This window comes from Mycolicibacterium pulveris, from assembly GCF_010725725.1.
In the GTDB taxonomy this organism is placed as follows: Bacteria; Actinomycetota; Actinomycetes; order Mycobacteriales; family Mycobacteriaceae; genus Mycobacterium; species Mycobacterium pulveris.
The window spans coordinates 1481029-1494068 of sequence record NZ_AP022599.1 but is presented as its reverse complement, the minus strand read 5'-3'; the positions used below and the strand labels follow the sequence as shown (position 1 = coordinate 1494068).

General features: G+C 68.8%; 10 protein-coding genes. 5 read left to right on the top strand and 5 right to left on the bottom strand.

Annotation, left to right across the window (positions count from 1 at the left end; translation table 11 throughout):
* Positions 1-7: 7 nt before the first annotated feature.
* The 5 genes from G6N28_RS07320 to G6N28_RS07300 all read right to left on the bottom strand — a co-directional run bounded on the left by G6N28_RS07320 (position 8) and on the right by G6N28_RS07300 (position 5927).
* A complete protein-coding gene (locus tag G6N28_RS07320; RefSeq protein WP_163898771.1) occupies positions 8-1099 on the bottom strand; it encodes a DUF7064 domain-containing protein in 1092 nt (363 codons plus the stop codon).
* Positions 1100-1149: 50 nt separating this feature from the next.
* A complete protein-coding gene (locus tag G6N28_RS07315) occupies positions 1150-1986 on the bottom strand; it encodes an acyl-CoA thioesterase (protein ID WP_163898767.1) in 837 nt (278 codons plus the stop codon).
* A 4-nt stretch (positions 1987-1990) separates the two neighbouring features.
* Positions 1991-3565: an AMP-binding protein gene (locus tag G6N28_RS07310; protein WP_163898765.1), complete on the bottom strand. Its 1575-nt coding sequence runs from the start codon at positions 3563-3565 to the stop codon at positions 1991-1993.
* A gap of 90 nt (positions 3566-3655) precedes the next feature.
* Positions 3656-5089 (bottom strand): FadR/GntR family transcriptional regulator, encoded by a 1434-nt coding sequence (locus tag G6N28_RS07305; RefSeq protein WP_163898763.1) that lies wholly within the window; start codon positions 5087-5089, stop codon positions 3656-3658.
* 4 nt (positions 5090-5093) lie between these two features.
* On the bottom strand, positions 5094-5927 hold the full coding sequence (locus G6N28_RS07300) for an enoyl-CoA hydratase/isomerase family protein (RefSeq protein WP_163898761.1): 834 nt from the start codon (positions 5925-5927) through the stop codon (positions 5094-5096).
* Between the two features lie 171 nt (positions 5928-6098).
* Between G6N28_RS07300 and G6N28_RS07295 the strand changes: the two genes are divergently transcribed.
* The 5 genes from G6N28_RS07295 to G6N28_RS07275 are packed head-to-tail and all read left to right on the top strand — an operon-like array spanning position 6099 to position 13023.
* On the top strand, positions 6099-7325 hold the full coding sequence (locus G6N28_RS07295) for a cytochrome P450 family protein (protein ID WP_163898758.1): 1227 nt from the start codon (positions 6099-6101) through the stop codon (positions 7323-7325).
* Between the two features lies 1 nt (position 7326).
* Positions 7327-8598, top strand: a complete 1272-nt coding sequence (locus G6N28_RS07290) for an FAS1-like dehydratase domain-containing protein (RefSeq protein ID WP_163898755.1) — start codon at positions 7327-7329, stop codon at positions 8596-8598.
* Entirely contained in the window at positions 8595-9431 is an 837-nt protein-coding gene (locus tag G6N28_RS07285; protein ID WP_235674497.1) for an enoyl-CoA hydratase/isomerase family protein, read from the top strand. Before G6N28_RS07290 ends, G6N28_RS07285 begins: the two co-directional genes overlap by 4 nt.
* Positions 9428-10882, top strand: coding sequence for a phosphotransferase family protein (locus G6N28_RS07280; RefSeq protein WP_163898724.1), 1455 nt, complete (start codon positions 9428-9430; stop codon positions 10880-10882). The genes G6N28_RS07285 and G6N28_RS07280 overlap by 4 nt, the downstream gene beginning before the upstream one ends.
* Entirely contained in the window at positions 10846-13023 is a 2178-nt protein-coding gene (locus G6N28_RS07275; RefSeq protein WP_163898721.1) for an acyl-CoA dehydrogenase family protein, read from the top strand. Before G6N28_RS07280 ends, G6N28_RS07275 begins: the two co-directional genes overlap by 37 nt.
* The last annotated feature ends 17 nt before the right edge of the window (positions 13024-13040 follow it).

Sequence of the window (13040 nt, the reverse complement as noted above, 5' to 3'; positions counted from 1 at the left end):
AAGTCGATCACCGCACGGCCTGCAGGGCTTCCAGCATCCTTGCGAAATGCTTTGGGTGCCAGATGTCTTGGTCTTCGCCCCACCCGATGCGGCCGCCCAATTCCCAGCGCATCAGCGCGGTGCTGCCGCCTCCGCGTTCGCAGATGTGGCTGACGCTGTGGCCCTCGACATCCAGCGTGCGGCCGGTCAGGTCGGTGAGCCGAAGCTCCATGTGGTCGCTCCAGCCGGTGCGGGGATCGCGGTAGTTCTTCATCACGCTGGCCGACTTGTCCAGCCGCTCGAAGTGTCCGTCGGCCAGCAGCCAGCCGTGGTTGAGCGGTGACCACCCCCCGGCGTCACCGTCGGCGACCCGCACAAAGCCGAGGAACCCGACGTCGGCGCCGGCGTGCCCGAAGATGTACTGAATTCGCCCTCTTCCGCGCTCGCGCTCGATTTCCCGCCAGCGCGGTCCGCCGGGATGCCGCACCCGGTTCGTCGGTGCGGCGGCCGGTTTGTCACCCGTGCGCTTGGGTGCGCCGCGGGGGGCCCACGACCGGTCCCGCACCGAGTAGCAGTCGATGGGGATGCGTTCCCCGGAGAGCACCAGCTCGCCCGTCACGTGCCCCAGCTGATCGAGGTGGGTGTGCTCCATGAAGGGCGGCTCACCCGGGGTGAACCGCCGCGGTGGATGCACCCCTTCGAAGTCCAGGTGCACCGCGAAACCCGCTGCGGGATCGCTGTATTCGATGCGGTAATCGTGCAGCGGACGCAGCATCCGGACGCTGAACCCACCGCCCGGGATGGCGATGTCGCGCAGGTCGGGCGCCAGATCCCGCATCGGCACGTCGGTTTCCATGCGGAAGTAACGCAACTGCTCCGGGTCCGCGCCGCGGGGGTCCCAGACATAGACCCGCCACGTCACCGTGCCGCGGTTGGTGTTGAACTGTGCGTGCAGCCACCCGCCGAGCTTGCGTTCGGGCACGTTGAACGACCACCACGTGGTCTCGGCCCAGAACGGATTGTCGTCGGGAGAGCGGTGAAAGGCGTCGTCGTCGGGAAGGAACGGGGTCTCGGCGGTGACGACCGACGCATCCCCGCACGCCGCGTCCGCTCTGACCATGAACCGATCCTAACTAAAGGATACTTATTTAGGGAATAGTTTCGCGGCGCTCATCGGCCGCGCGGGAGGTCGAACAGCGACTCCTGGGCCAGGCTGGCCACCAACCCGCCTCGCTCGTCGAAGATCTGACCGGTGTAGACGCCGCGCCCGCCCGACGTGGACAGCGGATGAAGGTCGATCAGCAGCCACCCGTTGGGATCGCCGTCGCGGTGCAGCCAGACCGCGTGGTCGACGCTGGGCAGCAGCCCCACCTGTTCGATCTGGGGCGCCCGGGACAGCCCGGTGCACAGGTCGGAGAGGAACACCATGCCGCAGGCCCGCACGTTCGGCTCGTCGGCCAGCCGCTCCCGGATGCGCAGCCACAGCCGCGCCGGCCAGCGATACCACGGCTCGGTGTCCTCGGGCACGCGCACCTCCAGGTCGAAGGTGCGCGACGCGTTGAGTTGATGCGTCGGCAATTCGGTGGGCCGCTGCACGTCGGGCATCGGGATGGCCTGGAATTCGGGTGCGCCGTCGGCGGGGCGGGTGAACGAGCAGACCATCGAGAAGATCACCGATTCGCCCTGCACCGCGCTGACCCGGCGACCCGAGTAGCGCCCGCCGTCGCGGTCGCGCTCGACCTTCAGCTCGATCGGCCTGCTGGCATCCCCGGCAGCGAGGAAGTACGCGTGCATCGAGTGCGCGACCCGATCGTCGGGCACCGTGAAGCTGGCCGCGCGCAACGCCTGGGCGGCGACCTGTCCGCCGTAGATGGTGCGGCGACCGGTCACGCTCACCGGGTCGGCCCGAAACCGATCGTGGGGAAGGGATTTGAGTTGCAGGACCTGTGCGACGGCCGTCGGGGCGGCCTGGTCGGCGTCGAACACCTCGCGCGAGGTCTGGGTCATCCGCTCAGACCCGCCTGCCGGCTTCGGCCCAGTAGGCGTCGCGGACGACGCGCTTGATCAACTTGCCTGCTTCGTTGCGGGGCAGTCTCGCTTCGAAATCCACCGACCGCGGACACTTGAAGCCGGCGAGCCTGGCCCGGCAGAACGCGATGAGCTCGTCGGCCAGCTCGGCCGACGGCTCGGCCTCGTCGACGAGTTCGACCACGGCCTTGACCTGTTCGCCCCACTCCGGGTCGGGGACCCCGATGACCGCGACGTCGCCCACCGCGGGATGGGTGAGCAGCACCCCCTCGACTTCGGCGGGGTAGATGTTGACCCCGCCGCTGATGATCATGTCCTTGGCGCGGTCACAGATGAAGAGGTATCCGTCGTCGTCGAGGTACCCGACGTCGCCGATGGTGAACGCCGATCCGCGATGCACCGACGCGGTGAGTTCGGCGTCGTTGCGGTACTCGAATGACTGCCCATCGATCCGTTCGATAAAGACGTTGCCAATTGCGTTGGGCGGCAAAGCGTTACCCTCGTCATCGAGGATATGCACCCGCACACCGCGGATCGGGCGGCCGACGGTGCCCGGCTTCTCCAGCCAGTGGTGGGGTTTGGCGATGGTGGCCGGGCCCTCGGTGCCGCCGTAGGTCTCCCAGATCACCGGACCCCACCACGCCATCATGTCCTTCTTCACCTGCAGCGGGCAGGGTGCGGCGGAATGGATCACCGATCGCAGGCTCGACAGGTCGTACTTGTTGCGCACGTGTGTCGGCAGCCTCAGCATCCGCACGAACTGGGTGGGCACCATGTAGGCCGTCGTCACGCCGTGCCGTTCGATCGCCGTCAGCGTCTCCTCGGCATCGAACCTGCCCAGAATCGCCAGGGCCTGACCGACATTGAGCGCGCCGAGGTAGAAGCTCTGGCATCCGGCATGGTGCATACCGGTCGACACCAGGTGAACGCCTTCGAGCGGCCGGAAGTCGAAGGCGCGCCCGAAGATCGCGTGCGCGTTGGCGGCCGCGCCGGGGTCGCGTTCCTCGAGCGGGCGCACGATGCCCTTGGGCTTGCCCGTGGTGCCCGAGGAGTAGCGGATCGCGTCGCCCTGGGTGCGGTCGGCGGGCGGCGTCGACGGCTGCCCGGCCAGGAAGTCGCTTTCGCTGACAAAGCCGTCAGGACAGCCGGCGGGGGCAGGTTCGCCCACGACGATCCGCAGCCCGGCGCCGTCGGGCACCGAGTGGAAGCGGTCGAGGTAGTCGGGGTGGACCGCCAGCGCCGAGGCGCCGGAGTGCTCGAGGATCGAGGTGAACTCGTCGGCGGACAGCGCGGTGTTGAGGGTGAGGTAGCGCAGCCCGATCTCGGTGGTGGCCAGCTGCCAGATGACCGCGTCGACGTCGTTGGGCAGCGCGTAGGCCACGGTGTCAGCGACCCGCAGCCCGTGCGCGCGCAACGCGTTCGCCACCCGGTGCGCCGCGGCCGCCAACTCGGCGAACGTCATGGTCCGGCCGCTGGGCGATTCGACGATGGCCGGTGTCTCGGGGTGATCCTCGGCGATCCACCACACCCCGAGCCGCTGATCCCATGGATGCCGCATCCAGCCTCCCGCGCATAGATTCAGATAAAACAGTATCCTTAATTGCGCCGCGGGGAAAGTCCGGGGCGGGACGCCGGTGTTCGGGTCAGCTCATGTCGGGCCGGTGGCGGTCATGTGATCGCGCATCCGTGCCACCGCCAGTTCGGTGTCGCCGGCCAGCAGGGCGTCGGCGATGCTCTGGTGGGCGGGCCCCACCGTGGACGGCAACTCCTGCGACATCGCCGCCACGCGGGGATCTTCAATTGCGTACTGGGAGAAGAACTGCCAGCCGAGCCGCATCGTGACGCTGTGTACCAGGCTCAGCGCCCGGTTGCCGGTCAGCCTGGCCAGCATCGAGTGGAAGTCCTCGCCGTGGCCGAACGCCGTCGCGGGGCCGTGCTCGGACTCGGCGCGCAGCGCGGCCTCGATCGCCGCCGAATCACCGCCGCCGGATTTCAGCGTCTCGGCGGCGCGCGCGACGACCGCGAGTTCGAGCCCGGTGCGCAGGTCGGCAAGGTGCCGGACCTTCACCCCGTGGCGGCGCAGATAGATCGCGAAGATGTCGACGACGGCGGAGATGTCGGGCTCGGTGACGAACAAACCGCCGCCGGGACCCCGCCGGGTCAGCGCGATCCGGTGGTATTCCAGGATCCGGATGGCCTCGCGCACGACGGCGCGGCTGGCCCGGTGCTTCTCCATCAGGGCGGCCTCCGACCCGACGAACGTGCCCGGGGTGGCACCGGAGCTGGCGAGCTCGGCGAAGATCTGCCGTGCCAGCGCTTCGCCGCGCTTGTCGCCCAGCGTGCCCGCGAGCGCCACCTCGGGGTCCAGGCGCTGCACGGTGTCCGGCTGCGCGCGGATGAAGTCGGCCTCGGCGCGCAGGTGCCTGCGCATCCGTTCGCGGGCCAGCGCGGGATCGTTGGCCAGCACCGCTTTCGCGATGCCGCGATGGGCCCGCAACACCGCGCGATCGACGTCGGGGGGCACGCTGGCCACGTCGGCGAAGTGGAAATTGCAGACCCGGCTGAAGGTTTCGACGAACAGCTCGAGCACCGGGTTGCCCGACAGCGCGGCGAGCCGGGTGTGCAGCTCGCGGAAGTCGGCGAGCCGGCCCTCGGCTTCGCGGTCCACGGCGTCGCGAAGGGTCGCCAGATCCGCCTCGGCGACGCGTAGCGTGGCGAGTTCGGCGGCGAGTTCCTCGAGTAGGATTCTGGTGTCGAAGATCTCGTTGAGGGTGGCGCCGACGCGCAGCAGGTAGATGACCGCGGGCCCGATGACGGCGTCGACGTCGGGTTCGTCGATCACCAGGCCGCCCCCGGTGCCGCGGCGCATCCGCGCCACGCGTTGATGTTCGACGAGCCGGATCGCCTCACGCAGCACCGCGCGACTGACCCCGTACCGCTCGAGAAGTTCGGTCTCCGAACCCAGCACCTCGCCGACCGGCCACCCCAGCTCGACCACATCATTGACGATCTGCTCGGCTGCGCGGCCGGCCAGCTTGGCCTGGCGCGAGTCGACTCGCGGTGCGATCCGTTCGGGGTTCAAGGCATCACCGATAGGTGGGCGGCCCGTTGCGGCGCGGCGCCGCCCGGCGCTCGGCAAGCGGCGGGTTGCCGATATGGGTGTAGGCCATGCCGTTGTGCAGCGCGGTCGACCTGGTCATTTCTAAAGATTCCCATATCGCCCGCACGCTGCCCTGGATGGCGGTCGGGTTGCGCGCCGCGATGGAGGCCGCGATCGCCTGCGCCCGGTCCCACAGCTCCTCGCGGGCGACGACCTCGGACACCAGCCCGATACGCAGGGCCGTCGCCGCGGAGATGCGCTCCTCGGTGCCCATCAGCGCCCACCGCAACACCTCGCCGAGCGGCACGCCCCGGTGCAGCATCCCGATCGGCTCGAGGGCCGAGACGATCGACGCGTTGGCATGCGGGTCAAAGAAACTCGCATCCTCCGAGCAGATGATGATGTCGGACTCGTTGAGCAGATACTGCGCGCCGCCGGCGGCGAACCCGTGAACGGCGGTGACGACCGGCTTCCAACAGCGGTGCACGATCTTCGGCGAGATCACCGTGCCCGGGTCGAAGGTGTTCCACACGTTGGACCGGAAGAACCAGCTGCCGTCCCCCTTGACGTCGACGCCGGTGCAGAACGCGCGGTCGCCGGCGGCCCGCAGCACCACCGCATGGACCTCGTCGTCGTCGCGCACCGTCTGCCACGCCCACGCCAGTTCGGCGGCCATCTGAGCGGAAACCGCGTTGAGCGCGTCCGGACGGTTCAAAGTGATGGTGGCGACGTGGTCCTCGATGCCGAACTCGATGTCCTGCAACCGGGCCGCGTCCACCCCGTCCATGGGCACTTGATCGTGGGGGGTAGCGGAAATCATAGTAATCAGTGTACTAATAAGTTCCGAGCCCAGTTGAGATACGGAGAAGTCGACCTTGGCGACCCCGCACGCGCGTGCCGCGCTGCTCTTCGCATCAACCGCCGAGCACGCCGGCGGCGACGTCGTCGCGATGTTCGACACCAGTTCCGGTGACCACGGACGGGAGCAACCATGTCCAAAGTGATTGACACGCTTGAGAAGACCGATCTGGGCTCGCGCGAGATGCTGGACACCCCGCACGCGCGGTTCGCGTACCTGCGCAAGTACCAGCCGGTGTCGTGGGCGACTGCCAAAGGCCTGCTGCAGGGCCAGGGCGGTTACCTGTTGACCCGCTACGACGACGTGATGACCCTGCACAGCGACGACAGGTTCTCCACCGACGTGCTGAAGAACTCGCCCGCAGGCAAGTTCATCTGGTTGCTGCCGCCGAGCCTGCGGATGCTGGCCCAGACCATGGTGTTCAAGGACGACCCGGATCACAAGCGCCTGCGCACGCTGGTGCACAAGGCCTTCACTCCCAAGCTCGTCACCACCATGGCGCCGGACATCACCAAGATCGCCGAGCAGCTGGCCGACGAGGTCGCGGCCAAGCGCGACGTCGACCTGGTGCACGCCTATGCCATCCGGCTTCCTCTTGCGGTCATCGCCACCATGCTCGGCGTCCCCGACAAGGACCGCGACCGCTTCCACATGCTGGTGGAGAAGCTGGGCGACGAGCAGCACAAGTTGATGCGCGGCTACCCGACGGCGCGCAAGCTCGCCAAGCTGTTCGAATCGATGATCGAGGACCGGCGGCGACATCCCGACGACGGGTTGATCTCGGAGCTCATCCGCGCCAACGAAGGCGGCGACCGTCTCAGCCACCGAGAGCTTGTCTCCATGGTGTTCCTGTTGCTGCTGGCCGGGCACGACACCACCGCCAACCTGATCGGCAGCAGCGTGCTCGCGCTCATCGAGCACCCCGAACAACTCGCCCAGCTGCGCGAGCAACCGGAACTTCTGGAGACCACCGCACTCGAGGAACTGTTGCGGTTCACCACACCGGTCGCCGACGGTGCCGCCCGGTTTGCCATGGCGGACATGGAGATCGGGGGCATGCCGATTCCGCGCGGCTCTCAGGTGATCGGCTCGATCACGTCCGCGAACTACGACGAAGCGGTCTTCGAGAATCCCGAGTCGCTGATCCTCACGCGGAAGCCCAACCGCCACTTGGCATTCGCCTTCGGCATTCACTACTGCCTGGGCCACCAGCTGGCCCGGTTGGAGGGCCGCATCGCGCTGGCCACCCTGTTGGAACGCTTCGACCACTGGGAACTGATGGCGCCGCGGGAAAGCCTGCGGTACAAGCCCACGGCGTCGCTGCGAGGACTGACCAACCTACCGATACGGATGTACTGACATGACCCAGACCGAACAGGCCCGAGACTTCGACCACGCGATCAAAGACGAGGACATCGAGCGCGCCAAACTGCTCATCGGCATCGATGCGCCGATCAGCATCGACGAACACCACCGCGAGTGCAGCGTCGACACGATCCGTCAGTTCGCGATCGGCTACGGCGACGACAACCCGCTCTTCGTAGATCCCGACTATGCGGCCACGACGCGGTGGGGCGGTCCGATCGCGCCGCCGATGATCCATTCCTCGCTGTCGAAGAAGATGCTGGGCGACCCGATCCCCGAGGACATCCGCAAGGCCACCAAGGGACTGTTCTCCGGCGTACACCTTTTCGTGTCCGGCCAGGACACCGAGTGGTTCAAACCGGTCCGACCCGGCGACCAGCTCTTCGGGTTCGGCGGCATGGAGTCCACCGAAGTCAAGACCAGCGAGTACGCCGGTCGCTCCGTCATCCGGGTCCGGCGGGCCGTGCGGGTCAACCAGCGCGCCGAGATCGTCGCGATCGAGCGCACCATCCTGATCGCCACCGAACGCAAGAAGTCCCGGGAGCGCGGCAAGTACATGGATCTCAAGCCCGCGACCTACACCGACGAACAGATCGCCGAGATCGACGAGATCTACGCCGCCGAGGGCGCCCGCGGCGCCGAACCACGGTACTTCGAAGACGTCGAGGTCGGCGAAGCGCTGCCGAAGATGGTCAAGGGCCCGCTGACGCTGACCGACATGATCTGCTTCCACGCCGGGGGATACGGCTTCGGCCCCTACGGAATCGGCGGCACCCGAGTGGGTTACAAGAATCGCCAGAAGAAGCCCAAGTTCTACATCAAGAACGCCGCGGGCATCCCGGACGTCGCGCAGCGGCTGCACTGGGAGAACGAATGGTCGCAGTCGATCGGCAACCCGATGGCCTACGACTACGGGATCATGCGCGAGTGCTGGCTGACCCACTACCTCACCGACTGGATGGGCGACGACGGCTGGTTGCTGCGTCAGCACGACGAGATGCGCAAGTTCAACTACATCGGTGACACCCAGTTCATCACCGGCGAGGTGGTCGGCAAACGCATCGAGAACGGCAACGGTGTGGTCGACATCGAATTCCGGGCCACCAGCCAGCGCGGTGAGATCACCGCGCCGGCCACGGCGACGGTGGCGCTGCCCAGCCGGGAACTCGGGCCGGTCGTGCTTCCGGAGCCCGACGAGGAGTTGCGGCGCAAGGCGATCGCGTTCATGGCGCGCCACAACGAAATCGCCAACGGTAAGAACCGGTGACGTTGGCCCGCGATCACCAGATCGACACCGGCACCTCGACCGTGCTGGCCGACGTGGTCGACGGGGTCGGGGTCATCACGCTCAACCGGCCCGAGCGTCGAAACGCCCTGCACGCCGAGATGTATCAGGCCGTACCCCGGCTGCTGGAACGGTTCGCCGCCGACGACGACATCGGCTGCGTGCTCATCACCGGTGCCGGCGACGCGTTCTGCGCGGGCGGTGACGTCCGAGACGGTGGATCTGCCAAGGACGTCCCCGCAGGCAACCGCGACGAGCAGATCGCCGCGCGCGCGGCGATTCTCGCCGACAACGCCCGGATGGTGACCCTACTGCACGACATGCCGAAGGTGACGATCGCGGCGTTGCCGGGCGCGGCTGTCGGAGCCGGGATGGGCATCGCGCTGTCCACCGATCTCCGTATCGCCGCGAGATCGGCGCGGCTCATCCCCGGCTGGTCCAAGCTGGCGTTCTCCGGTGACTTCGGCGGCGCCTGGCTGCTCACTCATCTGGTGGGTCCGTCGAAGGCGCTGGAACTGCTCATCGCCGACACGGCGATCGACGCCGGCACCGCGGAGCGCCTCGGCCTGTTCAACCGGGTGATCGACGACGCCGACCTGCCCGCATCGGCGCGCGCCTGGGCCGCCGAGATCGCCGCGGGGCCCACCGCCGCGTTCGCCGGAACCAAGGCCAACGTGCTTGACGCGATGAGGCTTTCGCTGGGTGAGGCGTTGCTGCCCGAAAGCGAGCGGATGGTCCGAAGCGCGCTCACCCAGGAGCACCGCGACGCGGTCAAGGCGTGGCTGGCGAGCGCGGCGAAGAAGGCCCGGTCATGACCGGCGCGCGCCCGGAGTTGCCCGGCGACATCCGCGAGTGGATCACCGCCCAGACCGGCGCCGAGCGCGTGGACGTCAAGCAGGTGCCGGGCGGGGCGAGCAGGCAGGCGTGGTTCGTCGATACCTTCACCGGGGCCGACACCCAGCACCTGTTCCTGCGCTACGACCCGCGGGAACCGGACCCGGTCAGCGCATTTCATCCGCTGGCCGTCGAGGCCGAGATCATGGCCGAGCTCTACCGCAACGGCGTGACGGTGCCGCGGGTCATCGCCGCGCACCCGCATCGCCAGGCGGTCCTGCTGCAACGCGTCCACGGCGGCACCTGGTTCAGCCGGATCAAGGACCCCGACGAGCAGGTGCGCACCGCCCGCGACTTCATCACGAAGCTGTCCGCGCTGCACCGGATCGACGCCAAGGACCTGACGATCCCGAGCCTCGGATCGGCGGGCCCGGTCGAAGGGCACGTGCGCGACGAGATCGCCGCCATGCGCGAACGGGTGAAGCGGTATCGAAAACCCGCGCCGTTGTTGAGGTTCTGCATCGACTGGCTGGACCGCCATGTGCCCGACTACGACGGTCCCACGGTGTTCGTGCAGGGCGACACCGGACCGGGCAACTTCATGTACGCCGACGGTGCCGTCACGGCCATCGTCGACTGGGAACTCGCCCATTTCGGTGACCCGATGGACGACATCGCCTGGCTGTCGCTGCGCACCGTGCAGGACACGTTCACCGACTTCCCCGCCCGCCTGGCCGAATACGAACAACTGTCCGGGCACCGCATCGACGAGGATCGCGTCTGGTACTACCGCCTGTTCGCCGAGACCCGGCTGGCGTCGTTGAGCCCGGGCAGTGTCGACGTCCGCGCCTCGGTACCCGCGGGATCCCCCGACGCGGGCAACAGCCTGATCTACGGCATGCTGCACCGTCGACTGCTCGTCGAGGCGCTGGCACACGTCGTCGGAATACCGGAAGTCGACGTGGCACTGCCCGGCGACGACACGCAGTCGGAGCACGCGCCGGTGTATGACGCGGCCGCGGCGGCGATGTCGGCCGCGGCGGCGCGCACGCAGGACGGCCTGGCGCTGCGTTACGTCAAGGGGGCGGCGCGGCTGGTGAAGTACCTGGCCGAAGTCGATCGCGTCGGCGCCGTGGTGGATGCCGATGAAACCGCGGAGCTGTCCGCACTTCTGGGACAGACGCCGACGTCGGTGGCGCGGGGCCGCGCCGCGCTTGCGGAGGCGGCCAGCCGCGGCGAGATCGACGAGCACGACTACGTCGCGCAGTTGTGGCGCGGCATCAAACGCGATGACTACCTGACCCGCACGGCCTCCGGTGCACTGGGACTGCGCACGTGGCCGCCACTTCGTCATCCGGACGAACCCTTTCCCGTCGAGCAAGGAGATCCAGACCGTTGGGCATCGCCATCACCGAAGACCACCGTGAGTTAGCAGGCGTAGTAAGGGATTTCCTGGCAGCGCGCGGTGCCCGGACGGCGGCGCGAAACCTGCTCGACGCCGAATCCGAGGCACGGCCGCCGTTCTGGCCGGAGCTGGCCGAACTGGGCTGGCTCGGGCTGCACGTTCCCGAGGAGTACGGCGGCGGGGGCTTCGGGCTGCCCGAACTGGTGGTGGTGGCCGAGGAGTTCGGCCGCGCCGCCGCGCCGGGACCGTTTCTGCCGACGGTGATCGGCTCGGCGATCATCTCTGCCGCGGGCAACGACGATCAGCGGTCGCGCTGGCTGCCCGCGCTCGTGAACGGCACCGCGACAGCCGGATTCGGCATCCAGGCTTCCGGGGAGTCGCCGATCACCGCCGAGGGCGACCGCTTCTCCGGGGAGTCCGGGGTGGTGCTCGGCGCCGGCCTGGCCGACCTCCTGGTGCTCACGGTGGGGGAGGACGTGCTGGTCGTCGACGCCACCGCCGACGGCGTCACCGTCGACGTGCCCGCCAACCTCGACCCCACCCGCCGGTCGGGACGGGTCCGGCTGTCCGACGTCGAACTGGCACCCGCGGATATCCTGGAGGGCGCCGCGGGCACCGCGACCGCACTCGCCCGCGTCATCGGTGCCGCGGAAGCCGTTGGCGGCGCCCAGGATTGCGTGGACACCGCGGTCGCCTACGCCAAGGTGCGCGAGCAGTTCGGCCGCACCATCGGCACCTTCCAGGCTGTCAAACACCACCTGGCCAACATGCTGGTGGCCGCCGAGCAGGCCACCGCGACGGTGTGGGACGCCGCGCGGGCGGCGCGTGCGGGTGACGACGAGTTCGCCCTGATGGCGGCCTGCGCGGCCACCCTGGCGTTTCCGGCCTACGTGCACAACGCCGAACTCAACATTCAGGTGCACGGCGGCATCGGGTTCACCTGGGAGCACGACGCACACCTGCACCTGCGCCGGTCGGCCACGGTGCGCGGCATCCTCGGCAGCCGGACCGCGCCGGCCGACGTCTACACGCTGACCTCCAAAGGTGTGGTGCGGGAGAACTCGATCGACCTCCCACCGGAAGCGGAGCAATTGCGCGCCGAGCTGCGTGCCGAACTGGCCACCTGGTCCGAGCTGGACGAAAAGCAGTTGCGGGACAAGATGATCGAGACGGGCTACGGGATGCCGCACTGGCCCAAGCCGTGGGGCCGCGCCGCCGACGCGGTGGAGCAGCTGGTCATCGAGCAGGAGTTCGCAGCGGCCGGGGTCAAGCGCCCCGAGTACGGCATCACCGGTTGGGTGATCCTCACGCTCATCCAGCACGGCACCGCCGAGCAGATCGAGCGCTTCGTGAACCCGGCGCTGCGCCACGAACAGGTGTGGTGCCAGCTGTTCTCCGAGCCCGGGGCGGGATCGGACGCGGCGGCCGTGAGCACGAAAGCGGCGCGCACCGAAGGCGGCTGGATCGTCAACGGCCAGAAGGTGTGGACCAGCGGCGCCCAGCACTGCCACCTCGGCCTGGCCACCGTGCGCACCGACCCGGACGCGGCCAAGCACGCGGGCATCACCACGGTGATCATCGACATGCACGCCCCCGGCGTCGAAGTCCGCCCGCTGCGGCAGATCACCGGCGGCTCGGAGTTCAACGAGGTGTTCTTCAACGACGTGTTCGTGCCCGACCACGACGTCGTCGGGGCGCCCAACGACGGCTGGACGGTGGCGCGTGCGACGCTCGGCAACGAACGCGTGAGCATCGGCGGCGGCGCGGCGGGCGCGCGGGGCGCGGCCACCACGGTCGTCGACCTGACGGCGCGCTACGGCGACCGGGTGGCGGGCGCGGCCGAACGTGCCGGGCGCTTCCTGGCCGAGGACCACGCGCTACGGCTGCTCAACCTGCGTCGCGCCGCCCGCAGCGTGGCCGGCGCCGAGCCCGGCCCCGAGGGCAACGTGACCAAGCTGCTGATCGCCGAGCACGTCGTCAACCGGGCCGGCCTGTCCGCCGAATTGTTCGGGCCCGACGTCGCGCTGCTCGCGGCGCCGGCGAAGGTGACCGGGCTGTTGATGCTCGGCTCCCGCGGGATGACGATCGCGGGCGGCACCTCGGAGATCACCCGCAACCAGATCGCCGAACGCATCCTCGGTCTGCCCCGCGATCCGCTCATCAAATGAGCGGCGGCCGACGGCGT

Bases quoted from the DNA above. Each gene is read 5' to 3' on its own strand.
- G6N28_RS07320 (WP_163898771.1), bottom strand. From the start codon at position 1,099: ATGGTCAGAGCGGACGCGGCGTGCGGGGATGCGTCGGTCGTCACCGCC.
- G6N28_RS07315 (WP_163898767.1), bottom strand. From the start codon at position 1,986: ATGACCCAGACCTCGCGCGAGGTGTTCGACGCCGACCAGGCCGCCCCG.
- G6N28_RS07310 (WP_163898765.1), bottom strand. From the start codon at position 3,565: ATGCGGCATCCATGGGATCAGCGGCTCGGGGTGTGGTGGATCGCCGAG.
- G6N28_RS07300 (WP_163898761.1), bottom strand. From the start codon at position 5,927: ATGATTTCCGCTACCCCCCACGATCAAGTGCCCATGGACGGGGTGGAC.
- G6N28_RS07295 (WP_163898758.1), top strand. From the start codon at position 6,099: ATGTCCAAAGTGATTGACACGCTTGAGAAGACCGATCTGGGCTCGCGC.
- G6N28_RS07290 (WP_163898755.1), top strand. From the start codon at position 7,327: ATGACCCAGACCGAACAGGCCCGAGACTTCGACCACGCGATCAAAGAC.
- G6N28_RS07280 (WP_163898724.1), top strand. From the start codon at position 9,428: ATGACCGGCGCGCGCCCGGAGTTGCCCGGCGACATCCGCGAGTGGATC.